This is a genomic window from Klebsiella sp. 2019SCSN059 (genome assembly GCF_021739525.1).
Classification (GTDB): Bacteria; Pseudomonadota; Gammaproteobacteria; order Enterobacterales; family Enterobacteriaceae; genus Klebsiella; species Klebsiella quasipneumoniae.
This window is the reverse complement of the sequence record NZ_JAKKOM010000013.1, coordinates 94,513-120,264: the sequence shown is the minus strand read 5'-3', so window position 1 is coordinate 120,264 and position 25,752 is coordinate 94,513. Positions and strand designations below refer to the sequence as shown.

The following is a 25,752-nucleotide window of genomic DNA, read 5'->3' as shown; positions in this document are numbered from 1 at the left end:
GGTGCTCTCAACGATAAAAAACCAGGCCTGATTATAGCCTGGTTTCTCAGTGGGTGCTGGGGTTTTATACAGGTACTCGGCGCTAAGGTGGCGCCGGATTTCGGCTTGCGCGCTTATCCGGGCTACCCGACGCGGCAGAGCCGTAGCCCTGCCAGGCGCAGCGCGAGCAGGGTGATTATTGGCCGTAGTAGGCTTTAGCCCCGTGCTTACGCAGATAGTGTTTATCCAGCAGGGTCTGCTGCATATCCGGCAGCTGCGGCGCCAGCTGGCGGCAGAAGATGCCCATATACGCGATCTCTTCCAGCACGATGGCGTTATGCACCGCGTCTTCGGCGTTTTTACCCCATGCGAACGGGCCGTGGGAATGAACCAGCACGCCGGGCATCTGCGCCGGGTCGATCTCGCGCTGGCGGAAGGTTTCAACAATCACCTTGCCGGTTTCCCATTCGTATTCGCCATTGATCTCCGCATCGGTCATCAGCCGGGTGCAGGGCACTGGACCATAGAAATAGTCGGCGTGGGTGGTGCCGGTCGCCGGAATAGCTTGCCCGGCCTGCGCCCAGATGGTGGCGTGGCGCGAATGGGTATGCACAATGCCGCCCAGCGTCGGGAAAGCCTGATACAGCAGGCGATGGGTCGGGGTATCCGACGAGGGCTTCTTCTTACCCTCCACCACTTCGCCGCTCTCCAGACTGACCACCACCATATCGTCGGCGGTCATTACGCGGTAATCCACGCCGGAGGGTTTGATAACCAGAACGCCCTGGTCGCGGTCGACGGCGCTGACGTTGCCCCAGGTTAAGGTCACCAGATTATGCTGCGGCAGCGCTAAGTTGGCTTCCAGAACCTGGCGTTTAAGATCTTCTAACATAGTGTGCTCCGAATAGCAGGCGAGTCGGGTATCCCTCACCCCGGCCCTCTCCCGGCGGGAGAGGGAGGAAGGCGGCATCGCGCCCGGCCGGTACCCTCTCCCCGGCGGGGAAAGGGATAGGGTGAGGGGACGACCTTTTAGCGTTTTGAACCGTAATAGACTTCATTCCAGCGCAGCGCGTCTTTGAAGGCCGGCAGACGGGTATCGTTGTCGATGACGGTCAGCTCGATATCATTCAGCTCGGCGAACTGGCGCATATCGTCGAGGTTCAGCGCATGGCTGAAGACGGTATGGTGCGCGCCGCCGGCGATGATCCAGGCTTCCGAAGCGGTACGCAGATCCGGCTGCGCTTTCCACAGGGCGTTGGCCACCGGCAGCTTCGGCAGATCGTGCGGCGTCGGGACGGTTTCAATGGTGTTGACCAGCAGACGGAAGCGGTCTCCCAGGTCGATCAGGCTGGCGACAATCGCCGGGCCGGTCTGGGTATTGAAGATCAGGCGCGCCGGATCCGCTTTGCCGCCGATGCCCAGCGGCTGGACGTCGAGGATCGGTTTCTCGGCGGTGGCGATCGTCGGGCACACTTCCAGCATGTGCGAGCCGAGCACCAGATCGTTGCCATTGTCGAAGTGGTAGGTGTAATCCTCCATAAAGGAGGTGCCGCCCTGCAGACCAGTTGACATCACCTTCATGATGCGAAGCAGAGCGGCGGTTTTCCAGTCGCCCTCGCCGGCAAAGCCGTAGCCCTGCTGCATCAGGCGCTGTACGGCGAGACCCGGGAGCTGTTTCAGGCCGTGGAGATCTTCAAAGGTGGTGGTAAAGGCGTGGAAACCGCCCTGTTCGAGGAAGCGTTTCATCCCCAGCTCAATGCGCGCGGCGTCCAGCACGTTCTGGCGCTTGTCGCCGTGAACCTGCGCCGCCGGGGTCAGACGGTAGCTGCTCTCGTATTCATCGACCAGCGCGCTGATATCGCCGTCGCTGACGCTGTTGACCACCTGCACCAGATCGCCGACCGCCCAGGTGTTCACTGAGAAGCCAAACTTGATCTGCGCCGCGACTTTATCGCCGTCGGTCACCGCCACTTCACGCATGTTATCGCCGAAACGGCACACTTTCAGATGACGGGTATCCTGTCTGGAGACAGCCTGGCGCATCCAGCCGCCGATGCGCTGGTGGGCCTCTTTATCCTGCCAGTGGCCGGTCACCACGCTGTGCTGCTGGCGCATACGGGCACCGATGAAGCCGAACTCGCGGCCGCCGTGCGCGGTCTGGTTCAGGTTCATAAAGTCCATATCGATGCTGTCCCACGGCAGCGCGGCATTGTACTGCGTATGGAACTGCAGCAGCGGCTTGTTGAGGATGGTCAGGCCGTTGATCCACATTTTTGCCGGCGAGAAGGTATGCAGCCAGACCACTAACCCGGCGCATTTGTCATCGTAGTTGGCGTCGCGGCAGATATGGGTGATCTCGTCCGGGGTAGTGCCCAGCGGCTTGAGGACCAGTTTGCACGGCAGTTTGGCTTCCGCATTCAGGCTGTTCACCACATGTTCGGCATGCTTCGTCACCTGGCGCAGGGCTTCCGGGCCGTAGAGATGTTGGCTGCCAATAACGAACCATACTTCATAGTTATCAAAAATCGTCATTTTCGTATCCTTAATGGGTGAGCGCTGCCTGAGATTGCGGGGCTTTTTCCGCCTTTGCAGCCGAAGGGAGATAGTGTTGTTCGGCGCTGACCGACCACTGCTGGTAGCGCTGATAGAGTTGTTCGAAACGTTGCGCCTGCGCCGGGCGTGGCTGCAGGGTGGTTTCCACCTGGCTTGCCATCCGCTGCTGGGCGGCGGGAATATCGTCATAGACGCCGGCGGCGACGGCGGCGAAGATAGCCGCCCCCAGCGCACAGCACTGATCGGAGGCGACAATCTGCAGCGGGCGGTTCAGCACGTCGCAGCAGGCCTGCATGATGACCTGGTTTTTCCGTGCGATACCGCCGAGGGCCATGACGTTGTTAACCGGGATCCCCTGCTCGGTGAAGCACTCCATAATGGCGCGGGCACCGAAGGCGGTGGCGGCGATCAGTCCGCCGAATAGCGCCGGCGCGTCGGTGGCCAGGTTAAGGTCGGTGATCACCCCTTTCAGGCGCTGGTTGGCATTCGGCGTGCGGCGGCCGTTGAACCAGTCCAGCACTACCGGCAGATGATCGAGCGATGGGTTACTGGCCCAGGCTTCGGTGAGCGCCGGCAGTAACTGTTTTTGGCTGGCTTTGATTTGTTCGCGCAATTCCGGATGCTGCTGGGCCAGCTGTTCCAGCGGCCAGCCGAGGATGCGCCCAAACCAGGCGTAAATATCGCCGAAGGCGGACTGGCCTGCCTCCATACCGATAAAGTGCGGGACCACGCTGCCGTCGACCTGGCCGCAGATGCCTTTGACCGTGCGGTCGCCGACGCTCTCTTTATCGGCAATCAGAATGTCGCAGGTGGAGGTACCGATGACTTTCACCAGCGCGTTAGGCTGCGCGCCGGCGCCAACGGCGCCCATATGGCAGTCGAAGGCGCCGCCGGAGATGGCCACGGTCTGCGACAGACCCAGGCGCTGGGCCCACTCTGCGCTTAGCGTGCCGACCGGCACATCGGCCGTCCAGGTATCGGTGAACAGCGGCCAGGCCAGATGCTGGTTAATGATGGGATCAAGCTCATCGAAGAAGCTGGCCGGCGGCAGACCGCCCCAGCTCTCATGCCACAGCGATTTATGCCCGGCGCTGCAGCGGCCGCGGCGCAGATCCTGCGGACGCGTAGTGCCGGAGAGCAGGGCGGGCACCCAGTCGCAAAGCTCCACCCACGAGGCGGCTGCCTGGGCGACGGCGCTATCTTCCCGGGTGACGTGGAGGATTTTGGCCCAGAACCATTCGCTGGAGTAGATCCCGCCGATATAGCGCGAGTAATCCTCTTTGCCCGGCTGGTGGCACAGGCGGGTAATCGCCTCGGCTTCCTCGACCGCGGTGTGATCCTTCCACAGGACAAACATGGCGTTAGGGTTGTCAGCGAATTCTTCGCGCAGCGCCAGCACGTTGCCTTCGGCATCAACGGGAGCCGGGGTTGAGCCGGTGCTGTCGACGCCAATGCCCACGACGTCGGCGCGCTGTTCGGCGCTCAGGGAGGCAAGTACGCTTTTCAGCGCCGCTTCCATGGACTCGATGTAATCTCGCGGGTGGTGGCGGAAGCGGTTGTTCGCGCCATCGCAATACTGTCCTTCCCGCCAGCGCGGATACCACTCCACGCTTGCCGCCAGTTCTGCGCCGGACGCGCATTCCACCGCCAGGGCGCGGACTGAGTCACTACCAAAGTCGAGGCCAATCGCAATTGCCATCTTGTTACTCCATGCAGAAATCATTCATGCAGCAACAGTAGATATCCCCGGCAAAATCCGTCAGGCCGGATTCGCTAATCTTATGGATTATTTTGCTGTCACCTCGCAAAGTGTGACGCCGTGCAAATATTCGATGTGGACTTTCCTGCCGTATTTATAGACACTTTTGTTACCCGGCATATCCCGGTGGAATGCACGCTGCTGGCGCTTTTTTCGCTTGCTGTGCGGCTTTTTAGCGAAATTTCCACCGCCGTCGCAGTCGTGACAGGGCCGAGAGCGATAAAATGATGAATATGGACAATTGGTGTCACTAATACCTTCGGGAGAACCACGCGTATGGCCGAAACGCAAAACGATCCGCTGCTGCCGGGCTACTCTTTTAACGCTCATCTGGTCACCGGCCTGACGCCGATTGAGGCGCAGGGATACCTGGATTTCTTTATCGACCGCCCGCTGGGTATGAAAGGCTATATCCTCAACCTGACGATCCGCGGCGAGGGGGTAATCAACAACCACGGCGAGCAGTTTGTCTGCCGGCCGGGCGATATGCTGCTGTTCCCGCCGGGGGAGATCCATCATTACGGCCGCCATCCCGACGCCAGCGAGTGGTATCACCAGTGGGTCTACTTCCGCCCGCGCGCCTACTGGCACGAGTGGCTCAACTGGCCGACGATCTTCGCCCAGACCGGCTTTTTCCGTCCGGACGAGCAGTGGCAGGCGCGCTTTGGCGAGCTGTTCGGCCAGATCGTCGATGCCGGGCAAGGGGCGGGGCGCTATTCCGAACTGCTGGCGATTAATCTGCTGGAACAGCTCCTGCTGCGGCGGATGGAGGCGATCAACGAATCGCTGCATCCGCCGCTGGATAACCGGGTGCGCGACGCCTGCCAGTACATCAGCGACCATCTGGCGGACAGCCATTTTGATATCGCCAGCGTCGCCCAGCACGTCTGCCTGTCGCCCTCGCGCCTGTCGCACCTGTTTCGCCAGCAGCTGGGGATCAGCGTCCTCGGGTGGCGGGAGGACCAGCGTATCAGCCAGGCCAAACTGTTGCTGAGCACCACGCGGATGCCGATCGCCACCGTCGGGCGCAACGTCGGCTTTGAAGATCAGCTCTATTTTTCCCGCGTGTTCAAAAAATGCACCGGCGCCAGCCCGAGCGAATTCCGCGCGGGATGTGAATAAAAAGTAAAGAAAGTGAAATGATGACCCGCTTAAATGTCACAGCCAGTAAACTATTAAGACAATTGGTGGCTTGACGACGGCGCGATGGCTTCGGAGAATCCGGGCTTCGTTTTTTAACCGGGTACATTATGCAAGCATTGCTCGAACACTTTATTACCCAATCCACGGTCTACTCGCTGTTAGCCGTGATGCTGGTGGCCTTTCTCGAGTCGCTGGCGCTGGTGGGGCTTATCTTACCCGGAACGGTGATGATGGCCGGCCTTGGGGCGCTGATTGGCGGCGGTGAGGTTAACTTCTGGCAGGCGTGGCTGGCGGGGAGCGTGGGCTGTCTGCTGGGCGACTGGATCTCATTCTGGCTCGGATGGCGCTTTAAAAAGCCGCTGCACCGCTGGTCGTTCATGAAGAAAAACCGCGCCCTGCTGGAGAAAACCGAGCATGCGCTGCACCAGCACAGCATGATCACCATCCTGATTGGCCGCTTTGTCGGGCCGACGCGTCCGCTGGTGCCGATGGTCGCCGGGATGCTCGACCTGCCGGTGGCCAAATTCGTGCTACCAAATATTATCGGCTGCCTGCTCTGGCCGCCGCTCTATTTCCTGCCTGGCATTCTCGCCGGGGCGGCGATTGATATTCCGGCCGATGAAAACAGCGCCAGCTTTAAATGGCTGCTGCTGGGGGCGGCGCTGCTCGCCTGGCTGGCAGGGTGGCTGTGCTGGCGGCTGTGGCGGAGCGCGAAAACGTCTGGCGATCGGCTGACCCGCTGGCTGCCGCGCGGGCGTCTGCTGTGGCTGGCGCCGCTTATGGTCGCGCTGGCGGCAACGGCGTTAACGTTTGTCTTCCGCCATCCGCTGATGCCGGTCTATCTGGCGATCCTGCACAAGGTTATTGCGCGCTGATCCCCATCAGATAAGAGGCGCTGCTGTGGCCGCTTAACAGCTCGGCGGTAGCGCCATCCCAGACAATGCGCCCTTCGGCGACCACAATCGAGCGCGGCGCAATGCGCGCGGCATCTTCCACGCTGTGCGAGACCATCAGCAGGGTGAGCTGCTGCTGCTCGCAGACATCAGCCACCAGCGCCAGCATCTCCTGGCGCAGCGCCGGGTCGAGCGCTGAGAAGGGTTCATCCAGCAGCAGCACCGGCTGCTGGCGCACCAGACAGCGGGCCAGCGCCGCGCGCTGCCGTTGACCGCCGGAGAGCTCTCCCGGCAGGCGTTCAAGCAGGTCATCAATTCCCATCTGGGCGGCAATCGCCACGACTTTCTGCTGCTGTTCGCGGCTCAGTTTCAGGCCAGGGTGGATCCCGAGACTGATATTCTGCCGAATGGTCAGATGGTTAAACAGGTTATTCTCCTGGAACAGCATCGAAACCGGACGCTGCGCCGGCGGCGTCGCGTGATGCGTCTCGCCGTTAATCTGCAGGCTGCCGCTGGCGGGCGGCAGAAAACCGGCGATCAGATTCAGCAGGGTGCTCTTTCCGGCGCCGCTGGGGCCGAGCACCGCGATGCGCTCGCCGCGCGCGACGTCGAGAGTAAAGCGCATCGGCAGATGCTGGTACAGCCAGGTCACATCATTGAGTTTTAGCATCACGCCCCGGAAGTTTTTCAATCAGCGTAAATAATAAGAAACAGAGCAGCAGCAGAAGCAGGGCGGTGACGGCGCCGTCCTGGCTGCGGTAGGCGCCTATCTGCTGGTACAGATAGAAAGGCAGGGTGCGGAACGCCTCGTTGCCGAACAGCGCCACCACGCCGAAGTCGCCAATCGACAGCACGCAGGCGAAGGCTAACGCCTGGGCCAGCGGGCGCCGGAGCGCGCGAAGTTCGATGACCCGCAGCCGCGCCAGGCCTTCGATCCCCAGCGACTGGCAGAGCATGCTGTAGCGGACGGCAATGTCGCGCATCGGGTTTTCCAGCACTTTAAGCGCGTAGGGGATCGCCATCAGAGCATTGGTAAAGATGACGATGCCGTCGGCGGACTCCGGCAGGCCGATGCTGTTATTGAGCAGCAGGAAGAAGCCGGTAGCCAGCACAATGCCCGGCATGGCAAGGACCAGCATGCCGCTCAGCTCCATCGCCTGCCCGGCCAGCGGCCGCTGACGGGCGCGCAACTCGCGACTGCTCCATAGCAGCATCATCGTCAGGGTCACGCTCAACAGCCCGGCGGCAATGGCGATGCGCAGGGAAGTCGTCAATGCCTGCCAGAGGGCGGGCTGCGCCAGCACGTCCAGCATGTTGCGGTTGATCCCGTCGACGATGACCGCCAGCAACGGCGGCAGCAGAAGCAGCAGGGCGGCGCCGATCAGCAACCCATCGCTCAGCCGGCTATGCAGGCGATCGTCAGGGTCGCGCCAGCCGCGGACATGGCTGACGCCGATAGCCACCGCTTTACTGAGACGCTGGCTGAGCAGCACCAGCCCGAGGCAGCAGAGCATCTGGATCAACGCCAGCATCGCCGCTCGCGCCGGATCGTAGTCAAAGCTCAGCGCCTGGTAGATAGCCAGCTCAATGGTGGTGGCCTTCGGGCCGCCGCCCAGCGACAGCACGGTGGCGAAGCTGGCAAAGCAGAGCATAAAAATCAGCGCGGCGACGGCGGGAATATGCCGGCGCATCCATGGCCATTCGACGAGGCGGAAGAAGGCATAGCCGCGCATGCCAAGCTGGGCGGCAATTTGCCGCTGCTCGCCGGGAATGTTCTCCAGCGCCTGCAGCAGCAGGCGGGTGGCCATCGGCATATTGAAAAAGACGTGCGCCAGCAGGATGCCCTGCAGGCCGTAAGGCGAGAAATCCCACTGCCAGCCGAAAGCGTGAAACAGCGAGGCCAGCCAGCCCTGGCGGCCATAGACGCTGAGGATGCCGAACACCGCCACCAGCACCGGCAGGATCAGGGTCATCGCGCACAGGCGCAGCAGCAGGGTGCGGCCGGGGAAGCGACGCCGATAAAGCGCGCGGGCGAGAAAGACGGCCGGGCCCACCGAAAGCAGCGCTGAGAGCGACGCCTGCCAGAAGGAGAAGCGCACCACGTGCCAGAGGTAGCTATCGCTGAAGATCGTCTGCCAGCCCGTACCGGGCGCGCTGAACCACAGCGCCAGAAACGCCGCCAGCGCGACGGCGCAGAGCAGCGTGGCGGCGAACAGGCCCGGCAGCAGCCCGCTAAGGTTTAGCGGCTGACGGCGCGTTGCCATGCGCTAATCCAGGTCTGACGCTCGCTGGCGACCTGCTGCGGGGTAAACGTCAGCGTGGTCTGCGGCTTCACCAGGGTTGCAAAACCGGCCGGCAGCGCGACCTGGGTCACCGGATACATCCAGTTGCCGGTGGGGATGGCGTTCTGGAAGCCAGGAGATACCATAAATTTGAGGAATTTTTCCGCCAGTTCCGGCTGCTTGCTGGCGGCGGTGCGGGCGGCAACTTCGACCTGCAGATAGTGGCCTTCGGCGAAGTTCGCCGCCGCATAGTGGTCTTTTTTCTCTTCAATAATGTGGTAGGCCGGCGAGGTGGTGTAGCTCAACACCAGGTCGCTTTCGCCTTTCAGGAACAGACCGTAGGCTTCGCTCCAGCCCTTGGTGACGGTAACGGTCTTCGCCGCCAGCTTCTGCCAGGCCTCGGGCGCTTTATCGCCATAGACTTTTTGCATCCATAGCAGCAGCCCCAGCCCCGGGGTGCTGGTGCGCGGATCTTCATAGATGACGCGCCACTTCTGCGGGCTCTCGACCAACTCTTTCAGGCTTTTCGGCGGATTGGCCAGTTTGTTTTTATCATAGACAAAGGCGAAATAGCCGTAATCGTAGGGGACAAAGGTGTCGTTATCCCAGCCGCCCGGCACGCTGACCGCGCTGGCGGGAACGTGGCTTTTAGCGAACAGCTGACTCTGCGCCGCGGCTTCCAGCAGGTTGTTATCCAGGCCCAGCACGACGTCAGCCTTGCTGTTCTTGCCTTCCATGCGCAGACGATTCAGCAGCGAAACGCCATCTTCCAGCGCGACGAACTTCAGCTCGCAGCCGCAGTCCGCTTCAAACGCTTTTTTGACCGCCGGGCCGGGGCCCCAGTCGGCAGAGAAGGAGTCATAGGTATAGACGGTGAGGACAGGCTTAGCCAGAGCGGGCATGGCGACCAGCGCCAGCAGCGGGAGTAATTTTTTCAACACTTTGCACCTCAGAAAAAAGGGGTGGCAAAGGATTTTGAGTGAGCCTCAAATCCCTTCGCCGGCGTTATCCGGATCAGGTTCGACGGGTATTTTCTCAGCCCATACGCTTCATCCTTCAAGCCGCATCTGCGTTAGCTTCGCGCGTTCACCCCAGTCACATAGTTATCTATGCTCCAGGGGATTCACCCGCTTGCTGCCTTGATGCAACTTGAATGATATTGCGTATGTTTATTAGCACCCCGTTGAGAACGGCCTTAGTGTAATGATTTTGTCAGATGACGGAAAGCGCTTACGGCTCCGGCGGCGCAAACCATGCGGATTTAAAATCGAACCAGCCGAGGGTGTTCATCCGCACGCCGCGCATACTGCGCTGCCCCTGAATCATCAGCCAGTGATGGATCAGCGGCACGATATGCTGGCTGGCCAGCAGGCGCTGACTCCAGGTAGCCGGATTAAACTCTCCCGCGCGCCAGCGGCTGGCGTCTTCCTGCCAGTCGATGGGGATGCAGCGCTGAATCAGCGGGACTTCGTACAGATAGGCGAATAGCGAGAATTCGATTGGCAAGGTGAAGTTAACGCTGTTGAGCCAGATATCGCTGACCACCTCGCCGCGATGCCAGGCATCGTACTCCAGCTCCTGGATCTCCAGCTTCACCTGATGCGCCGCCAGCAGGTCGCGCATGATCCCGCCGATCACCCGATGTTCGACGTGATCGCGGTAGTAGGTGAGGGTGACCGTCTCCAGGCCCGCCGGCTTGTCGCAGGCGTGGTTGCTGGCGTGATGCCAGCGCGGCAGCAGGCCGTAGGCGGGAAACCAGTTGCCCTGGTAAAGCTCGCCCGCGTGGTAGAGCAGGTTCGCGGGCTGAAACAGATAGCTTAACCAGCGGCGCACCGCCTCGTTGGCGCCCAGCGGGCTTCGCGAGTCGAACAGCAGGTAGTAGCACCCCTCTTCCAGACGACTCTCCACCGCCTTTTCGCTTTCGGTATTGCCCTGCAGCGTCAGGCCGCCGTTGGGCTCTTCGCTAATTTCCGGTAGCACCCAGACGTTCACCTCATCGATCAGCGCCCGGTAGCCAAAATAGTCCTCAAAGGCGTGGATCTTGAGCTGGTTCTGATTGTTGCGCACCACCGCATACGGGCCGGTGCCGACCGGCATCGAAGAAAAGTGGTTCATGGTCCGCCACTCCTGCGGCAGCACCATCGCCGGCACCTGGCCCAGCAGCCAGGGCAGCCAGCGGTCGGGCTGGCGCAGATGAATATCCAGGGTCCAGGCGGTGGGCGACTCAATGCGTTCGATATGCGAATAGAGCGGCAGGGCATTGCTGCGCTGCAGAGAAGCGATCACATCGGTCATCTCCAGCTCACGGCCATGGTGAAAATGGATGCCTGGCCGGAGGAAAAAGCGCCAGTGGGTGGGCGTCAACTGCTGCCAGTGGTGGGCAATATCGGCTTCCAGTTCCCCATTTTCCTCATTTACCCGCGTCAGAGCGCTGAATATTTGCCGGGCGATATGGGTTTCCGAACGCCGCAGCGCGCTGCCGGGCAGTAAATTCTTCATTGGCCGGTAGTAGAGCACGCGCAGGATGTGCCGCCCCTGGCGGAAGCTGCGCCCGAGATGCGAGACCAGCATCTGACGGACGGCGGCTTTATCGCCGACCAGCTGTACCAGCTGATCGATGCGATCCTGTTCAAGCAGATCTTCGGCACGCTGCTGCTGCAGGGCGAGGCCGGTATAGAGAAAGGTCAGCCGCGAGCGTTTTCCGCGGCCAGCCTCCGCCTCCCAGGTCAGCCAGCCGCGGGACTCCATCATATTGAGCAAGGTGCGCATGTGGCGGCGCGAGCAGCTCAGCATTTCCGCCAGCTCGTTGAGGGTGGTCTCCTGCGACTTGCCGTCGCAGCACTGCCATAGACGGATGAACTGTTGTTGCAGACGGCCGGAAGACATAAAAGGGGAACTCCTGCGCAAAACTCAGCAATTTATTACTCCCCATATTAAGCCAATAATGAATCCCGATGAAGCGAGGAGGTGAATATGATGAGGTCTACCGCAAAATCGTTCTACCAGCGCTACTTTTCTGCGACGCAGGAAGCGTCCTGGCTGGCCCGCCTGATGGCAGGACGACAGCAGGAAATTCTGGGTGAACTGATGCAGTGGGGAGTGACGTCAAAGACCTCGGATCATTGACTTGCAGACATCATGTGTGACTGAGTATTGGTGTTATACTCGTCGTTTTTCAAGCTGCAGGTGCGCGCGCTCGCCCGGGTCTATCGCTGTCGATACTCCCAGAGCCCTATGTTCTGGCCGCGTGAATCGCCCCTACGGGACTCACCCTTTCGGAGCCAGCGCAAAAACGGTTAACCGTTTGTCCTGCAACGTGAATTCCACAGAGTATAGAATCACCCGCCAGCAGAAAGCCTCTGCTGGCTTTTTTCGTTTACTTCGCGTGTGTTAAGGACATTTCATGCTGTGGTTGATGACGATGGGACGACGGCTAAACGGCGTCTATGCCGCCTTTATGCTGGTTGCTTTTATGATGGGCGTGGCGGGCGCATTGCAGGCGCCGACGTTGAGTTTGTTTCTCAGCCGCGAAGTGGGGGCGCAGCCGTTCTGGGTGGGCCTGTTCTACACCGTGAATGCGATAGCCGGGATCCTGGTGAGTCTGGCGCTGGCCAAGCGCTCCGATAGCCGCGGCGACCGGCGGCGGTTAATTATGTTCTGCTGCCTGATGGCGGTAGGCAATGCGCTGCTGTTTGCCTTCAACCGCCACTATCTGACGCTGATCACCTGCGGGGTGATGCTGGCATCCATCGCTAACGCCGCCATGCCGCAGCTCTTTGCCCTGGCGCGGGAGTATGCCGACAGCTCGGCGCGGGAAGTGGTGATGTTCAGCTCGGTCATGCGTGCCCAGCTGTCCCTGGCGTGGGTGATTGGCCCGCCGCTGGCCTTTATGCTGGCGCTCAACTATGGCTTTACCACCATGTTCTCCATTGCGGCGGGCATCTTTGTGATCAGCCTGGCGCTGATTGCCGTCAAACTGCCCTCGGTTCCGCGCGTGGAGCAGCCCTCGGAAGAGGCGGAGGCGCTGGCGCAGGCCGGCGGCTGGCAGGACAAGAACGTACGCATGCTGTTTATCGCCTCCACCCTGATGTGGACCTGCAACACCATGTATATCATTGATATGCCTCTGTGGATCAGCAGCGATCTCGGGCTTCCCGACAGCCTGGCCGGGATCCTGATGGGCACCGCCGCCGGGCTGGAGATTCCGGCGATGATCCTCGCCGGCTACTACGTGAAGCGCTTTGGTAAACGTAAAATGATGGTGGCGGCGGTGGCGGCCGGTGTGCTGTTTTATCTGGGGCTGATCCTGTTTCATGGCCGTACGGCGCTGCTGGCCCTGCAGCTGTTCAACGCCATCTTTATCGGCATTATCGCCGGGATCGGCATGCTGTGGTTCCAGGATTTAATGCCGGGGCGCGCGGGGGCGGCGACCACCCTCTTTACCAACAGTATTTCCACTGGCGTGATCCTGGCCGGCGTGATGCAGGGGGCGCTGTCGCAGAGCTATGGCCACGCCAGCGTCTACTGGACGATCGCCGCGATTTCGCTGGTGACGCTGTTTTTAACCAGCAAGGTAAAGGATATCTGACCGTCCTCTTCGCCCCGGCGTGCAATTCGCCGGGGCCGCCGGGTTTACTTCAGTTCGATTCGCTTAATGTCGCCGATGATAAAGATGTAGGCAATCACGCCGATCAGCGCCGTCAGGCCGACGTAGATCAGTGCGTAAAAGAAGTTACCCGTAGCGGAGATAATCACGCCAATTATCAGTGGGGCTATAATCGACGCCATATTAGCGCAGAAATTAAATATACCGCCGGTCAGGCCTGCCATATTTTCCGGGGCAATATCAGAAATTAACGTCCAGCCCAGGCCAACCATTCCCTGGCCAAAAAACGCCACCGACATGATAATAATAACGGTGCTGTTGGCGCTCACCCAGTTCGCCGCAATAATACAGCTGGAGAGTAATAATCCGGAAATTATTGGTAACTTCCGACTGATGTTGACGGAGCCGGTTCGCTTCAGCAGTCGGTCCGAGATCCAGCCGCCGAAGAGGATGCCGATGGCGGCGGCGAGGAACGGCCAGGTAGCGAAGAAGCCAACGTGCAGCCAGGGAAGATGGCGCTCGTTGGCCAGATAGCTGGGAAACCACGTCAGGAAAAACACCAGCGTGGTGTTGCCGGCAAACTGACCCAGACTGGCGCCGAGGATCTGGCGACAGCCCAGCAGGCGCCTGGCGTCACGCCAGTTAAATGGAACGTTCTGGATTTTATTGTCAATGCCGTTTGCGCCGATATAATCCAGCTCCGCTTGATTAGCCGTGCGCGATTCATGGGGTTCGTGATAAAAACGCCACCACACCAAAGTAAATAAAATACCTAATCCGCCGGTGAGGAAAAAAAGCGTTCTCCAGCCATGATGTTCGAGGATTAAAAATAACAGCGGCGAGAAGGCCGCCAGTCCTATATATTCACCAACCGTATATGTTGCCGTCGCGCGCGCGCGCTCATGCTGCGGGAACCAGGTGCTGACGATGCGGCTGTTGGCCGGGAAGCAGGGCGCTTCACTGACGCCGAGTCCCAGGCGCAGAAGCAGCAGAGATTTAAGCCCGAGGGTGAAACTTTGCAGCAGGGTAAACAGCGACCAGAAGAAAATTGACAGGGCATAGGTCAGTTTGTTGCCGAAGCGGTCTAAAAACATGCCGCCGGGGATCTGCGCCAGGGCATAGGTCCAGGCAAAGGCGGAGAAAATGATGCCCATCATCGCCGGATCGATATGAATTTCCTGGGTTAACTGTGGGGCAACGATACCGAGGATGGTGCGGTCGAGATAATTGATCATCGTTCCGACGGACAACAGCAGTAAAATAACTATCCGAACGCGGCTTCTTTTTTTCGTCCCCGATGAGGAAGTGAGGACTTCCTGAGAGTTTGACATACTCATAGTGAGTTCCTTTAAAGTTTAAAATATTTTTGCATATATTTGTATATGCAAAAATATCTCCGGGAACTATAGGTAGTATCTATGAATGGCAACGCTTTGTGGCACATTCATCCGCTTCAGAAAATAATATTTGATGCACCGCCAATATTTTCCCGCGCGTGCGCATTATTGGTGGCTTGCATGGTATATTAGCATCAGTGGATTTATTCTTATATTATACGGGCAAAAATAATGAACCTAAAGCAACTTTATTATTTTAAACGTCTGTCTGAAACTGAACATTATACCGAAGCAGCCTCCAGTCTGTGCATCACCCAGCCTTCGCTAAGCCATGCGATATCAGAGCTGGAGAAGGAGTTAGGGGTCGCGCTGTTCGCCAGACAGGGACGGAACGTTAAAATTACGCAAAACGGCAAGCGTTTTCTGCCGTATGTCGAAGATGCGCTGGCCTCACTGGAAAATGGCCGCACAGTTTTGCAAAAAAACGGCGCTGAAAATAAAGAAAACATTCGTATCGCCTTTATTTACACGATGGGCGAATATGTTGTTCCGCAGTTAATTAATAAATATTCTCTTTCACCTGAATTTCACAACGTGACTTTTTCTTTTACTCAAGGGACCTCGCTGACGCTGTTGCAGGAGCTGAAAGCGGGAAAAGTCGATCTGGCGATCTGCTCTTATATTGCCGATGAACCCGATATCGATTTTATTCCGGTTATTCAGCAGGAGCTGGTGGTGGTGACCGCCAGGGATCATCCGCTGGCCCGGCTGTATGAACATGAAGTCGACCTCGTGGAGACGATTCATTATCCCTATATCTATTTTTCAGAAAATAGCGGCTTACGTCCGTTTATCGATAATGTATTTATGCAGCAAAAGCTGGTGCCGGAGATTGCCTGCTACGTGGAAGAGGATACCGCGATGGCCGGGCTGGTCAGCATTGACTACGGGATCGCGATCATGCCGCGGATCTCGGCGCTCTCCCATTACAACGTCCATATCCTGAAGATTAAAAACACCCTCCCTCCGCGCTATATCTATCTGGCGACCATGAAAGACCGCGGACTTTCCCCTGCGCTGCAGTCGTTTAAAAATGTGGTCATCCACGACAGCCAGAAGATCTGTTAGCAAATAGCCCGGAGAAGTCCTCCGGGCTAAGGGGTTATCAGGAGAGAATATCCATCACTTCACGCAGCTTGTCGATGGCGATCTGTCCCGGCGCGGAAGCCTGACCCACCGTACCGAAGGTCATGGCTGAGCCAAAAAGACGTCCGGTCACCCGGCTGACGCCGCCCGATTTTCCCATCGACATGGTGATCAGCGGGCGGGTGGCATACTTCTCTTTCATGGTCAGCGTGGCGGCGAGCAGGGTCAGAACGTCCTGCGGCGATTGCGGCATCACCGCGATCTTCGGCAGATCGGCGCCCAGATCCTGCATGCGGCGCAGGCGATAGATGATATCTTCCTGGGCGGGGGTCTTATGAAAATCATGGTTACTCATGATCACTTTGACGCCCGCGGCATGCGCATCGTCAACCAGCGCGCGGATCTGCGCTTCATCATTGAACAGCTCGATATCGATGACATCAACCAGGCCACTGTGCGCCGCTTCGCGGTTGAGCGCGAAGTAGGCCTCGTCGCTGAGCTCGGTCTCGCCGCCTTCTTTCTTGCTGCGGAAGGTGAACAGCAGCGGCAACGCTTTCAGCGCGCCACGGATTTCCGCCAGCGCGGCCATCACCTGAGCCATCTCTCTCACCTGAGTAAAGTGGTCAACGCGCCATTCGATGATATCGGCGCCGGCGTCGACCAGGCCGTGGGCGTTACCCAGTATTTCATCCAGCGTTTTGCCGATCAGCGGTACACAAATTAAGGTTTCCCCTTCCTGGAAGGTGATGTTCTTTACGGTAACTGCATTTGTCATGTAGGCATCCATTATTATTCGCGTTGAACCTCAGGCGGTGACTGCGGTGGGTGATACTTTTTGCGCCGCCCGAGCCTGCAGTTGACGATAGCCGATGTACAGGGCGATCACAAAGCCGATCACGGCGATCGCAAAATCAAACCACATAATGCTGGCAATACTGATCTGCGAAAGTTTGGCGGTGATCAGCGGGATCGTGAAGCTGGCGATACTGCCGGCGGTGTAGAAGATGCCGGTTGCCTTGCCTTTCCCGTTCGGGAAGCTCATCGCCATGATCGTCGCTCCCAGCTGTAGCACTCCGCCCGCGGCGGCAAAGCCGATGACAAAGGCGAAGCCGGTAACCATCATCGGCGTCGGGAACAGGCATACCAGCAGCAGCGAGACCATCGACAGGCCAGTATAGATGATCATGGCGACGGCGGAGCTGAACACCTCTTTGACGAAGGCGGCGGTCACGAAGACGCAGACCAGCGACCCGACGGTATAGATGCTGAGCAGCTTAATCGCCGAGGCATAGGGCAGGCCGACCACGAACTGACCGTACTGCGCCAGCCACTGGCTGACCAGATAGAAGGTCGCCATGCCGATGTAGCCGTACAGGGTGAAGATCACCATATCCAGTTTGTTGGCCTGCGGACGGGCGGAGGTTTCCGCCTGTGGCCCTGGGGTGGCCTCTTTTTTCGCCGCCTGGCTATCCGGGAACGGCATTTTGAGCAAATAGAGGCCGCTCACAACAAACAGCGCCGCCGCAATCACGAACGACCAGCCGAACCACAGATTCGCCCAGATCAGGAAGCTGATAATGAACGGCAGCAGGAACTGTCCGGCGGAGACGAAGGCTTTGATCAGCACGTTGGCCCGGCTGGCGGAGTGCGGGAAAGATTCCATCAGCGCGGGATAGGTGCCGGAGTCGAGGAAGCTGTTCGCCAGGCCCGCCATAATGCCGAAGACATAGGCCAGATAGATATTTTTGGTCAGCAGAATGCCGATAAAAAAGATCAGATAGCTGAGGATCCCCAGATAGATAAAGGGCTTACGACCAAAGCGATCCGACAGAAAGCCGGTCACGATGGTCGCCAGTTTGCCGATCCCTAACGAGGAGATCACCACTGATACGCCGGCAGCGTCTGTTCCCCACTGCTCCTGGAGATGGGCCATGTTGAGGGTGATCAGCAGCACCCCCATGCCATGAATCAGGTAGTTGAGGTACAGCCCTGCCGCGGTAGGGACGTATTTATTTTTCATCGCTTGCCCCTTAGAACAGGATGCTTTTGATGTAATCAACCGGCATCTGTTTACCCGTCCAGATTTCGAACGCGCGCGCGCCTTGCCACAACATCATCCCGAGGCCGTTTAGCGTACGGCAGCCTTTTTTCTCAGCCACTTCCAGCAGGTGGGTTTTGCGCGGGTTGTACACGACGTCGGAGACGATCAGGTCCGGACGCAGGAAGCTGTCGTCCGGGAGCAGCATCTGGCCTTCGAACGGCTTCATGCCGACCCCGGTGGCATTGGTCAGGATCACGCTGCTGTCGATTTCGGCACGCAGTTTGTCATGATCGTCGAGATCGAACAGATGGATCTCGCAGCGCGTGTTGTTGCGGATCTTGGCTACCGTTTCTTCGGCGTTGGCGAAGAATTTATCGCGACGGTTGAAGATCGAGATCGCCTTCACGCCATCCAGTGCCGCCTGGACGCAGAGCGCGGTCGCCGCGCCGCCGGCGCCGAGCACGGTCATCTTCTTGCCAATAATATCGATACCCGCTTCGCTAAGGGCGCGCATATAGCCGGTGCCGTCGGTAATATGCCCGGTCAGTACGCCGTCGTCATTGACCACGGTATTCACCGCCCCGACCAGCTGCGCCGCCGGCGAGAGCTTATCAAGATACTGGCAAATCTCGGTTTTGTTCGGCATAGAGACGTTAAAGCCGCGCAGCTTCAAAGCCCGGAAGCCCTGCACAACGTCTTTCAGCTCCTGATTACCGACTTCAAAAGCCAGGTAGACGTAGTCCAGCCCGAGATGGGCGAAAGCCTCGTTGTGCATGGTGGGCGACATGCTGTGGCGAATCGGGGTGGCGATCAGACCAATCAGCTCAGTGTGTCCAGTAATACGTTCTGCCATGACAAAAATCCTCAATAAGTTAGAAAGGGAATTCGTTGTGCTTCGCGGCTGCCCAGCGCACCCATGTCTTCGAGGGTGTCCAGCACGTTGCGGCCTTCGCGGATGCCGTCGATAATGCGTCGCGCCATCACGCTGTCGCCGATATTCATGATTTTGACGTTATTGGCATTGGCCCAGCGCTCGATCTCGTCGAGACCCGTCCGGTTGGCACGCATCCCCAGGCAGACAAAGCCGTAGTCGAAGGGGATATCGAAGGTATGCTGTGTATTTTTCACCTGGAAATGGTCGGCAGCCACCGCCATCAGTTGCGTATTCATGTGCTGTTCGACCTGGTGCTCGTCGAGCATGGTCAACATGGCATTCCTGGTAATGATGTCGAGATCGCGACCGGCGGCGTCCTGCATTTCGATTAATACCGCTAGCGCGCCGCGAGCGGTAAAGTATTCGATGACGTCAAGGCCAACGGCGCCCGCGCCGACAACGGCGATGCGTTTGCCCTCGACATGGGTAAATTTCGCCAGATTGTCGATCATGCCGGTAATGGAAAAGACCTTGCCTTCCTCGGCGTCAATATTCTCCCGCAGTCCTGCAATAGGCGGCAGCAGGGGGGTTGAGCCGGTGGCATTGACGATCAGATGCGGACGCAGGGCGGAAACCGAGGCCACGTCTGCCCGTTTGCCGACCTGCAGCATCAGGTTATCCAGCGCGGCGATGCGGTTTTTCATAAACTGCGGGAAATCCGCGATGCGTTTTTTCTCCGGCAGACGGGCGATATCGCTGGCGAGACCGCCGACGTGATTTTTCGCCTCCAGCAGCCAGGTGTGGCAGCCGACTTCCGCCGCGGTGCAGGCGGCCTCCATCCCGGCAGTGCCGGCGCCGATGACGACCACGTTCGTTTCGCGATTAACGCGCCGCGTTTTGTAGGTATCGCCGTGAATGATGTCCGGGTTAATTGAACAGCGCAGCGGGCGCGAGCGGGCGATGCGATGGTCGGCGCAGCCGATGTTGCAGGAGATGCATTTGCGCATCAGGCGTTCTTTACCGCTTTGCACCTTCTGCACCCACTCCGGCTCGGCAATCAGACCGCGACCAATGGCAATGAGATCGGCATCGCCGCTGGCGAGGATATCCTCGGCCACCTGCGGGGTACGGATATTGCCGGCGATGACCGTGGGCTTATGGAATTTATCGCGCACCGCGCGGGAGAGATAACGCTTCCAGCCATCCTCCAGCGACATCTGGTCGATTTGCAGATTCAGGTTGTCGTTCTGCGCCGCCGAGACGTTGATGATATCGACCTTCTCCTGGCAAAGCTCAAGGATGCGCAGAGAATCTTCGAGGGTATTGCCGCCCTTGAGGAAGTCGTCGGCGCTAATGCGCAGGCTGACCGGAAAACGCGGCCCGACGCAGGCGCGAACTTTATCGACAATCAGACTTAATATCCGGGTGCGGTTTTCGACGCTGCCGCCAAATTCATCGGTGCGCTTGTTAAATAACGGCGATAAAAACTGGCTAATTAAATAGGAGTGGCCGGCATGAATTTCGACGCAGTCAAAACCCGCGCGACGAACGCGCTCTGCGGCGTCACCGAATTTTTCCACCGCGTGATAAATTTCCTCATGGGTCATTGGCCGCGGAATATTACCGTGCTTTTTCGAGGGCGTCGTCGAGGAGGAGAGCGGTGTCTGACCTTCGAGGCGGTAGGCATAAGCCGAAGCGCCTGCGTGATTTAACTGAATGGATACGCAGGCGCCATGTTTATGCAGGGTCTCGGTTAATTTAAACAGCCGTGGGATATATTGATCGTTATCGATCCGCAGCTGGGTGGTGCCGTTGGAGGCGAAAGGAAAATCAATACAGATGTTTTCGATGGTGATAAGCCCGGTGCCGCCTTTGGCCCGCAGTTCGTAGTATTCCAGCTGTTCCTGCGAGACCTCGCCATTGAGCGTGGCCATATTGGTGCCCATCGGGGGCATAATAATGCGGTTTTTTAGCGTCATGCCGTTGATGGTCAACGGACTGAAAAGGTGCGGATAGTGGCTCATCTCTTCTCTCCACAGGAGGCCGGGAAGCCGCTATGCGGGGGCCCGGGCGTGTCCTTAGTTAATATTTCTCTGTGGGAAAAGATAGCGAGGCGAAAAACCGAAAAATAATGCTTTTTTTTGCTGTGAGCTATAGGGGTTCTCTATGAGATTAACGCTTTTTTTACATTGTTATATTTTTATATTAAACACTCGTACCTTATTTTTACTTGCAGTGAAGGGATAATACATAAACCGCGCAGGTCAGGGGGAGGAAAGCGGAATCATTCGTCTTTATCGCGTGGGGCAGGCCAACGTCATGGGCTGACGATCGGCGAAGCAATATTGTTTTTTGTGCGTGAGATCGCAATTTTCTGCCGCAATAAACTAAAAAGCCCGGTCAAATGACCGGGCGCGAAGATTAATTCATAAACGCCGGCAGCTTGTGCTCATAGTCGGAAATAGCCGCTTCATGTTGCAGCGTCAGGCCGATGCTATCCAGGCCATTGAGCATGCAGTGGCGACGGAAATCGTCGATCTTAAAGCTGTAGGTTTTATCCCCCGCTTTAACCACCTGCGCTTCCAGGTCCACTTCAAACGTAATGCCCGGGTTGGCCTGCACCAGTTTGAACAGCTCGTCGACCTGCTCATCGCTCAACGTCACCGGCAGCAGCTGATTGTTGAAGCTGTTGCCATAGAAAATATCGGCAAAGCTTGGGGCGATAACGACTTTAAAACCGTAATCGGTCAGCGCCCACGGCGCATGCTCGCGCGAGGAGCCACAGCCGAAGTTTTCCCGCGCCAGCAGGATAGATGCGCCTTTGTACTCAGGAAAGTTCAGCACGAACTCCGGGTTCGGCTGTTGACCTTTATCGTCGAGGAAGCGCCAGTCGTTGAACAGGTGCGCGCCAAAGCCGGTGCGGGTCACTTTCTGCAGAAACTGCTTGGGAATGATCGCGTCGGTATCGACGTTTGCAGCATCCAGCGGAACCACCAGGCCGGTATGTTGGGTAAATTTCTCTGCCATGATGGTCTCCTTACTTCAGATTACGGATATCGGCGAAATGGCCGGTCACAGCTGCCGCCGCGGCCATTGCCGGGCTCACCAGGTGCGTGCGTCCGCCGCGGCCCTGGCGGCCTTCAAAATTACGGTTGCTGGTGGAGGCGCAGCGCTCGCCCGGGTTCAGGCGATCGTTGTTCATCGCCAGACACATAGAGCAGCCCGGTAAGCGCCACTCAAAGCCGGCTTCGATAAAGATCTTATCCAGGCCTTCCGCTTCCGCTTGCGCTTTCACCGGACCGGAACCCGGCACCACCAGCGCCTGGACGCCCGGCGCCACTTTACGCCCTTTGGCGATTTCCGCCGCCGCGCGCAAATCTTCGATACGCGAGTTGGTACAGGAGCCGATGAATACTTTATCGATAGCCACTTCCGTCAGCGGAATGCCGGATTTCAGCCCCATATAGGCCAGCGCTTTCTCGGCGCTGGCGCGTTCCACCGGGTCGCTGAACGACGCAGGATCGGGGATATTATCGCTGACCGAAATCACCTGGCCCGGGTTGGTGCCCCAGGTCACCTGCGGGGCAATCTCAGCCGCCTGCAGCGTCACTACGGTGTCAAATGTGGCGCCGTCGTCGGTTTTCAGGGTTTTCCAGTACGCCACCGCATCGTCAAAATCTTTGCCTTTCGGCGCGTGCAGACGGCCGCGTACGTAATTGAAGGTGGTTTCATCCGGCGCGACCAGGCCCGCTTTCGCGCCCATCTCGATCGCCATGTTGCACAGGGTCATGCGGCCTTCCATGCTCAGATCGCGGATCGCTTCGCCGCAGAACTCCACCACGTGGCCGGTGCCGCCGGCGCTGCCGGTTTTACCAATGATCGCCAACACGATATCTTTGGCGGTGATGCCCGGCGCCGCTTTGCCTTGCACTTCGATTTTCATGGTTTTCGCACGACCCTGTTTCAGGGTCTGGGTCGCCAGCACATGCTCCACTTCGGAGGTGCCGATGCCGAAGGCCAGCGCGCCAAAGGCACCGTGGGTGGCGGTATGGGAGTCGCCGCACACAATGGTCATCCCCGGCAGGGTAACCCCTTGTTCCGGGCCCATCACGTGAACGATGCCCTGGTACGGGTGGTTCAGATCGTACAGCTCAACGCCGAACTCTTTACAGTTCTTAATCAGCTCCTGCATCTGAATGCGGGCCATCTCGCCGGACGCGTTAATATCTTTGGTCTGCGTCGAGACGTTGTGATCCATGGTGGCGAAGGTTTTACCCGGCTGGCGCACCTGGCGGCCGTGGGCGCGCAGGCCGTCAAAGGCCTGCGGGGAGGTGACTTCATGCACCAGATGGCGGTCGATATACAACAGCGGAGTTTCGTTTTGCGCCTCATACACCACGTGCGCATCAAACAATTTTTCGTATAACGTCTTCGCCATGATTACACCCCTTCTGCGACATAGCGGGCAATGATATCGCCCATTTCATCAGTGCTGACCGCTGCCGTGCCGCGCGCTAAATCGCCGGTACGAACGCCTTCCTCCAGAGCGCGGTTAATCGCGCTTTCAATCGCGCTCGCCGCCTCGTCAGCGTCGAGGCTATAGCGCAGCAGCAGCGCCAGGGAGAGGATCTGCGCGATCGGGTTAGCGATATTTTTGCCGGCGATATCCGGCGCCGAGCCGCCTGCTGGCTCGTACAGGCCGAAACCTTGTTCGTTGAGGCTGGCGGACGGCAGCATGCCCATCGAGCCGGTGATCATTGCGCACTCGTCGGAGAGGATGTCGCCGAACAGGTTGGAGCACAGCAGCACGTCGAACTGGGACGGATCTTTAATCAGCTGCATGGTGGCGTTATCGATATACATATGCGCCAGCTCAACGTCCGGATACTCCTTGCCGATCTCGGTGACGATTTCGCGCCACAGAATGGACGACTGCAGGACGTTGGCCTTATCGATGGAGGTCACTTTGTGACGACGTTTACGGGCGGATTCAAACGCGATGCGCGCGATACGTTCGATTTCAAAGCGGTGATACACCTCGGTATCAAAAGCTTTCTCATGCTGACCGCTGCCTTCGCGACCTTTCGGCTGGCCGAAGTAGATGCCGCCGGTCAGTTCGCGAACGCAGAGAATGTCGAAGCCGTTGGCGGCGATGTCGGCGCGCAGCGGGCAGAACTCTTCCAGCCCCTGATACAGTTTGGCCGGGCGCAGGTTGCTGAACAGTTTAAAGTGTTTACGCAGCGGCAGCAGAGCGCCGCGCTCTGGCTGTTCTGCGGGCGGCAGGTGTTCCCACTTCGGGCCGCCGACGGAGCCGAACAGGATCGCGTCCGCCTGCTCGCATCCGGCGACGGTCGCCTGCGGCAGGGGAGTTCCCTGACGGTCGATGGCCGCGCCGCCGACGTCGTACTGGCTGGTGGTAATGTGCATGGCAAAACGTTGGCGCACGGCTTCCAGTACTTTCATCGCCTGGTTCATCACTTCCGGGCCAATGCCATCACCCGGCAAAACGGCAATATGGTAATTCTTCGACATTACACGGTTTCCTTATTGTTCTCTTTATTCTGAGCTTTGCGTTGCAATTCTTTTTCGACTTCGGCGGCGCGCCAGATGTTGTTCAGCACGTGAACCATCGCTTTGGCTGACGACTCTACGATATCCGTTGCCAGACCAACGCCGTGGAAACGGCGGCCGTTGTAGTCAACGACGATATCCACCTGGCCCAGGGCGTCTTTGCCGTGGCCTTTCGCGCTTAAGCCATATTTCACTAATTCAATGTTGTAATCGGTGACGCGGTTAATCGCCTGGTAGATAGCATCAACCGGACCGTTGCCGTTGGCGGCTTCCGTTTTGATCTCATCCCCGCAGACCAGTTTGATCGAGGCGGTCGCGATATCGCTGGAGCCGGACTGAACGTTGAAGTAATCCAGGCGGAAATGCTCCGGCTCTTCCTGCTGCTTGTTGATAAAGGCCAGCGCTTCCAGATCGTAATCGAAGACCTGGCCTTTTTTGTCCGCCAGCTTCAGGAACGCGTCGTACAGGTGATCCAGGTTGTAATCGCTCTCCTGGTAACCCATCTCTTCCATCCGGTGTTTCACCGCCGCGCGACCGGAGCGGGAAGTCAGGTTCAGCTGTACCTGGTTCAGGCCGATGGATTCCGGGGTCATGATTTCGTAGTTTTCGCGGTTCTTCAGCACGCCGTCCTGGTGGATACCGGAGGAGTGGGCGAAGGCGCCGGTGCCGACGATGGCTTTGTTCGCCGGGATCGGCATGTTGCAGATCTGGCTGACGGTCTGGCTGGTGCGCCAGATTTCATGGTGGTTGATATTGGTGTGCACGTTCATGATGTCTTTGCGCACTTTAATCGCCATGATGACCTCTTCCAGCGCGCAGTTGCCGGCGCGCTCGCCGATACCGTTCATCGCGCCTTCTACCTGGCGGGCTCCGGCGTGGACCGCGGCGAGGGCGTTGCCGACGGCAATACCCAGGTCATCATGGGTATGGACGGAGATAATGGCTTTGTCGATATTCGGTACGCGCTCATACAGGCCGCTGATAATGTTGGCGTACTCGAACGGCATGGTGTAGCCGACGGTATCCGGAATATTAATGGTGGTGGCGCCAGCGTTAATCGCGGCTTCCACGACGCGAGCCAGGTCAGCAATCGGCGTACGGCCGGCGTCTTCACAGGAGAACTCGACATCGTTAGTGTAGTTGCGCGCCCGCTTCACCATATAAACCGCACGCTCAATGACCTCATCCAGGGTGCTGCGCAGTTTGGTGGCGATATGCATCGGCGAGGTGGCGATGAAGGTGTGGATACGGAACGCTTCGGCCACCTTTAAGGATTCCGCCGCCACGTCGATATCTTTCTCGACGCAGCGCGCCAGGGCGCATACGCGGCTGTTTTTGATGGTGCGCGCGATGGTCTGCACGGATTCAAAATCGCCCGGAGAAGAAACCGGGAAACCGACTTCCATCACGTCAACACCCATGCGCTCAAGGGCCAGAGCAATCTGCAGCTTCTCTTTGACACTCAGGCTTGCCTGTAACGCTTGTTCGCCATCACGTAAGGTCGTATCGAAAATAATGACTTGCTGGCTCATGGTTTGGATCCTTAGTCTGTGTCCTGGCGCCTTGTT

At 58.5% G+C, this 25,752-nt stretch carries 21 protein-coding genes; 5 read left to right on the top strand and 16 right to left on the bottom strand.

Annotated features, from left to right (window positions below):
- Window positions 1-175: 175 nt before the first annotated feature.
- The 3 genes from araD to araB all read right to left on the bottom strand — a co-directional run bounded on the left by araD (window position 176) and on the right by araB (window position 4,231).
- Complete coding sequence (araD, locus tag L2I46_RS15465) at window positions 176-871, bottom strand: L-ribulose-5-phosphate 4-epimerase (RefSeq protein ID WP_017901201.1); 696 nt, start codon at window positions 869-871, stop codon at window positions 176-178.
- Window positions 872-1,008: 137 nt separating this feature from the next.
- Window positions 1,009-2,511: an L-arabinose isomerase gene (gene araA / locus L2I46_RS15460; RefSeq protein WP_023291959.1), complete on the bottom strand. Its 1,503-nt coding sequence runs from the start codon at window positions 2,509-2,511 to the stop codon at window positions 1,009-1,011.
- Between the two features lie 10 nt (window positions 2,512-2,521).
- Window positions 2,522-4,231: a ribulokinase gene (gene araB, locus L2I46_RS15455; RefSeq protein WP_101862333.1), complete on the bottom strand. Its 1,710-nt coding sequence runs from the start codon at window positions 4,229-4,231 to the stop codon at window positions 2,522-2,524.
- Between the two features lie 336 nt (window positions 4,232-4,567).
- Here araB and araC point away from each other — a divergent pair, with 336 nt between their 5' ends.
- Both araC and L2I46_RS15445 read left to right on the top strand, forming a co-directional pair.
- Window positions 4,568-5,413 carry an arabinose operon transcriptional regulator AraC gene (araC, locus tag L2I46_RS15450; protein WP_004204301.1) on the top strand — a complete coding sequence of 282 codons (846 nt, stop codon included), beginning with the start codon at window positions 4,568-4,570 and terminating at the stop codon, window positions 5,411-5,413.
- 128 nt (window positions 5,414-5,541) lie between these two features.
- The gene (locus L2I46_RS15445; RefSeq protein ID WP_101862334.1) at window positions 5,542-6,309 is read left to right on the top strand and encodes a DedA family protein; all 768 of its coding nucleotides are present in this window, start codon (window positions 5,542-5,544) and stop codon (window positions 6,307-6,309) included.
- On the opposite strand, the gene thiQ is transcribed toward L2I46_RS15445, so the two are convergent.
- From thiQ to sgrR, 4 genes are all read right to left on the bottom strand, one after another.
- Window positions 6,296-6,997, bottom strand: coding sequence for a thiamine ABC transporter ATP-binding protein ThiQ (gene thiQ, locus L2I46_RS15440; RefSeq protein ID WP_101862335.1), 702 nt, complete (start codon window positions 6,995-6,997; stop codon window positions 6,296-6,298). The two genes, L2I46_RS15445 and thiQ, sit on opposite strands and share 14 nt — an antisense overlap.
- Entirely contained in the window at window positions 6,981-8,591 is a 1,611-nt protein-coding gene (thiP, locus tag L2I46_RS15435; protein ID WP_085551410.1) for a thiamine/thiamine pyrophosphate ABC transporter permease ThiP, read from the bottom strand. Before thiP ends, thiQ begins: the two co-directional genes overlap by 17 nt.
- Complete coding sequence (thiB, locus tag L2I46_RS15430; RefSeq protein WP_023291964.1) at window positions 8,567-9,550, bottom strand: thiamine ABC transporter substrate binding subunit; 984 nt, start codon at window positions 9,548-9,550, stop codon at window positions 8,567-8,569. Before thiB ends, thiP begins: the two co-directional genes overlap by 25 nt.
- 289 nt (window positions 9,551-9,839) lie before the next feature.
- Window positions 9,840-11,495 (bottom strand): HTH-type transcriptional regulator SgrR, encoded by a 1,656-nt coding sequence (gene sgrR, locus L2I46_RS15425; RefSeq protein ID WP_044521013.1) that lies wholly within the window; start codon window positions 11,493-11,495, stop codon window positions 9,840-9,842.
- 87 nt (window positions 11,496-11,582) lie between these two features.
- Here sgrR and sgrT point away from each other — a divergent pair, with 87 nt between their 5' ends.
- Both sgrT and L2I46_RS15415 read left to right on the top strand, forming a co-directional pair.
- Entirely contained in the window at window positions 11,583-11,735 is a 153-nt protein-coding gene (gene sgrT, locus L2I46_RS15420; protein WP_004204309.1) for a glucose uptake inhibitor SgrT, read from the top strand.
- Between the two features lie 277 nt (window positions 11,736-12,012).
- A complete protein-coding gene (locus tag L2I46_RS15415; RefSeq protein WP_023291966.1) occupies window positions 12,013-13,197 on the top strand; it encodes a sugar efflux transporter in 1,185 nt (394 codons plus the stop codon).
- 44 nt (window positions 13,198-13,241) lie between these two features.
- On the opposite strand, the gene L2I46_RS15410 is transcribed toward L2I46_RS15415, so the two are convergent.
- Entirely contained in the window at window positions 13,242-14,552 is a 1,311-nt protein-coding gene (locus L2I46_RS15410; protein ID WP_023291967.1) for an MFS transporter, read from the bottom strand.
- A gap of 231 nt (window positions 14,553-14,783) precedes the next feature.
- Between L2I46_RS15410 and L2I46_RS15405 the strand changes: the two genes are divergently transcribed.
- The gene (locus tag L2I46_RS15405) at window positions 14,784-15,680 is read left to right on the top strand and encodes a LysR family transcriptional regulator (protein ID WP_004204315.1); all 897 of its coding nucleotides are present in this window, start codon (window positions 14,784-14,786) and stop codon (window positions 15,678-15,680) included.
- Window positions 15,681-15,717: 37 nt separating this feature from the next.
- On the opposite strand, the gene aroD is transcribed toward L2I46_RS15405, so the two are convergent.
- From aroD to leuA, 8 genes are all read right to left on the bottom strand, one after another.
- A complete protein-coding gene (gene aroD / locus L2I46_RS15400; RefSeq protein ID WP_110211480.1) occupies window positions 15,718-16,473 on the bottom strand; it encodes a type I 3-dehydroquinate dehydratase in 756 nt (251 codons plus the stop codon).
- A gap of 30 nt (window positions 16,474-16,503) precedes the next feature.
- Window positions 16,504-17,718 carry an MFS transporter gene (locus tag L2I46_RS15395; RefSeq protein WP_032453837.1) on the bottom strand — a complete coding sequence of 405 codons (1,215 nt, stop codon included), beginning with the start codon at window positions 17,716-17,718 and terminating at the stop codon, window positions 16,504-16,506.
- Window positions 17,719-17,728: 10 nt separating this feature from the next.
- Window positions 17,729-18,592 (bottom strand): shikimate dehydrogenase, encoded by an 864-nt coding sequence (locus L2I46_RS15390; protein WP_017901194.1) that lies wholly within the window; start codon window positions 18,590-18,592, stop codon window positions 17,729-17,731.
- An 11-nt stretch (window positions 18,593-18,603) separates the two neighbouring features.
- Window positions 18,604-20,637, bottom strand: a complete 2,034-nt coding sequence (locus L2I46_RS15385) for an oxidoreductase (RefSeq protein WP_236947998.1) — start codon at window positions 20,635-20,637, stop codon at window positions 18,604-18,606.
- Window positions 20,638-21,034: 397 nt separating this feature from the next.
- Window positions 21,035-21,640, bottom strand: a complete 606-nt coding sequence (gene leuD / locus L2I46_RS15380; RefSeq protein ID WP_023291972.1) for a 3-isopropylmalate dehydratase small subunit — start codon at window positions 21,638-21,640, stop codon at window positions 21,035-21,037.
- A 10-nt stretch (window positions 21,641-21,650) separates the two neighbouring features.
- Window positions 21,651-23,051 carry a 3-isopropylmalate dehydratase large subunit gene (gene leuC / locus L2I46_RS15375; RefSeq protein ID WP_023291973.1) on the bottom strand — a complete coding sequence of 467 codons (1,401 nt, stop codon included), beginning with the start codon at window positions 23,049-23,051 and terminating at the stop codon, window positions 21,651-21,653.
- 2 nt (window positions 23,052-23,053) lie between these two features.
- On the bottom strand, window positions 23,054-24,145 hold the full coding sequence (leuB, locus tag L2I46_RS15370) for a 3-isopropylmalate dehydrogenase (RefSeq protein WP_023291974.1): 1,092 nt from the start codon (window positions 24,143-24,145) through the stop codon (window positions 23,054-23,056).
- The gene (gene leuA, locus L2I46_RS15365; RefSeq protein ID WP_023291975.1) at window positions 24,145-25,716 is read right to left on the bottom strand and encodes a 2-isopropylmalate synthase; all 1,572 of its coding nucleotides are present in this window, start codon (window positions 25,714-25,716) and stop codon (window positions 24,145-24,147) included. Before leuA ends, leuB begins: the two co-directional genes overlap by 1 nt.
- Window positions 25,717-25,752 lie beyond the last annotated feature (36 nt).

What these genes read in the sequence shown, in the direction of transcription:
- leuA (WP_023291975.1), bottom strand. Translation starts at nt 25,716, where the DNA reads ATGAGCCAGCAAGTCATTATTTTCGATACGACCTTACGTGATGGCGAA.
- araC (WP_004204301.1), top strand. Translation starts at nt 4,568, where the DNA reads ATGGCCGAAACGCAAAACGATCCGCTGCTGCCGGGCTACTCTTTTAAC.
- L2I46_RS15405 (WP_004204315.1), top strand. Translation starts at nt 14,784, where the DNA reads ATGAACCTAAAGCAACTTTATTATTTTAAACGTCTGTCTGAAACTGAA.
- leuB (WP_023291974.1), bottom strand. Translation starts at nt 24,145, where the DNA reads ATGTCGAAGAATTACCATATTGCCGTTTTGCCGGGTGATGGCATTGGC.
- L2I46_RS15395 (WP_032453837.1), bottom strand. Translation starts at nt 17,718, where the DNA reads ATGAAAAATAAATACGTCCCTACCGCGGCAGGGCTGTACCTCAACTAC.
- leuD (WP_023291972.1), bottom strand. Translation starts at nt 21,640, where the DNA reads ATGGCAGAGAAATTTACCCAACATACCGGCCTGGTGGTTCCGCTGGAT.
- sgrT (WP_004204309.1), top strand. Translation starts at nt 11,583, where the DNA reads ATGATGAGGTCTACCGCAAAATCGTTCTACCAGCGCTACTTTTCTGCG.
- sgrR (WP_044521013.1), bottom strand. Translation starts at nt 11,495, where the DNA reads ATGTCTTCCGGCCGTCTGCAACAACAGTTCATCCGTCTATGGCAGTGC.
- L2I46_RS15410 (WP_023291967.1), bottom strand. Translation starts at nt 14,552, where the DNA reads ATGAGTATGTCAAACTCTCAGGAAGTCCTCACTTCCTCATCGGGGACG.
- thiQ (WP_101862335.1), bottom strand. Translation starts at nt 6,997, where the DNA reads ATGCTAAAACTCAATGATGTGACCTGGCTGTACCAGCATCTGCCGATG.
- L2I46_RS15390 (WP_017901194.1), bottom strand. Translation starts at nt 18,592, where the DNA reads ATGGCAGAACGTATTACTGGACACACTGAGCTGATTGGTCTGATCGCC.
- L2I46_RS15415 (WP_023291966.1), top strand. Translation starts at nt 12,013, where the DNA reads ATGCTGTGGTTGATGACGATGGGACGACGGCTAAACGGCGTCTATGCC.
- L2I46_RS15445 (WP_101862334.1), top strand. Translation starts at nt 5,542, where the DNA reads ATGCAAGCATTGCTCGAACACTTTATTACCCAATCCACGGTCTACTCG.
- leuC (WP_023291973.1), bottom strand. Translation starts at nt 23,051, where the DNA reads ATGGCGAAGACGTTATACGAAAAATTGTTTGATGCGCACGTGGTGTAT.
- aroD (WP_110211480.1), bottom strand. Translation starts at nt 16,473, where the DNA reads ATGACAAATGCAGTTACCGTAAAGAACATCACCTTCCAGGAAGGGGAA.
- araD (WP_017901201.1), bottom strand. Translation starts at nt 871, where the DNA reads ATGTTAGAAGATCTTAAACGCCAGGTTCTGGAAGCCAACTTAGCGCTG.
- araB (WP_101862333.1), bottom strand. Translation starts at nt 4,231, where the DNA reads ATGGCAATTGCGATTGGCCTCGACTTTGGTAGTGACTCAGTCCGCGCC.
- thiP (WP_085551410.1), bottom strand. Translation starts at nt 8,591, where the DNA reads ATGGCAACGCGCCGTCAGCCGCTAAACCTTAGCGGGCTGCTGCCGGGC.
- araA (WP_023291959.1), bottom strand. Translation starts at nt 2,511, where the DNA reads ATGACGATTTTTGATAACTATGAAGTATGGTTCGTTATTGGCAGCCAA.
- L2I46_RS15385 (WP_236947998.1), bottom strand. Translation starts at nt 20,637, where the DNA reads ATGAGCCACTATCCGCACCTTTTCAGTCCGTTGACCATCAACGGCATG.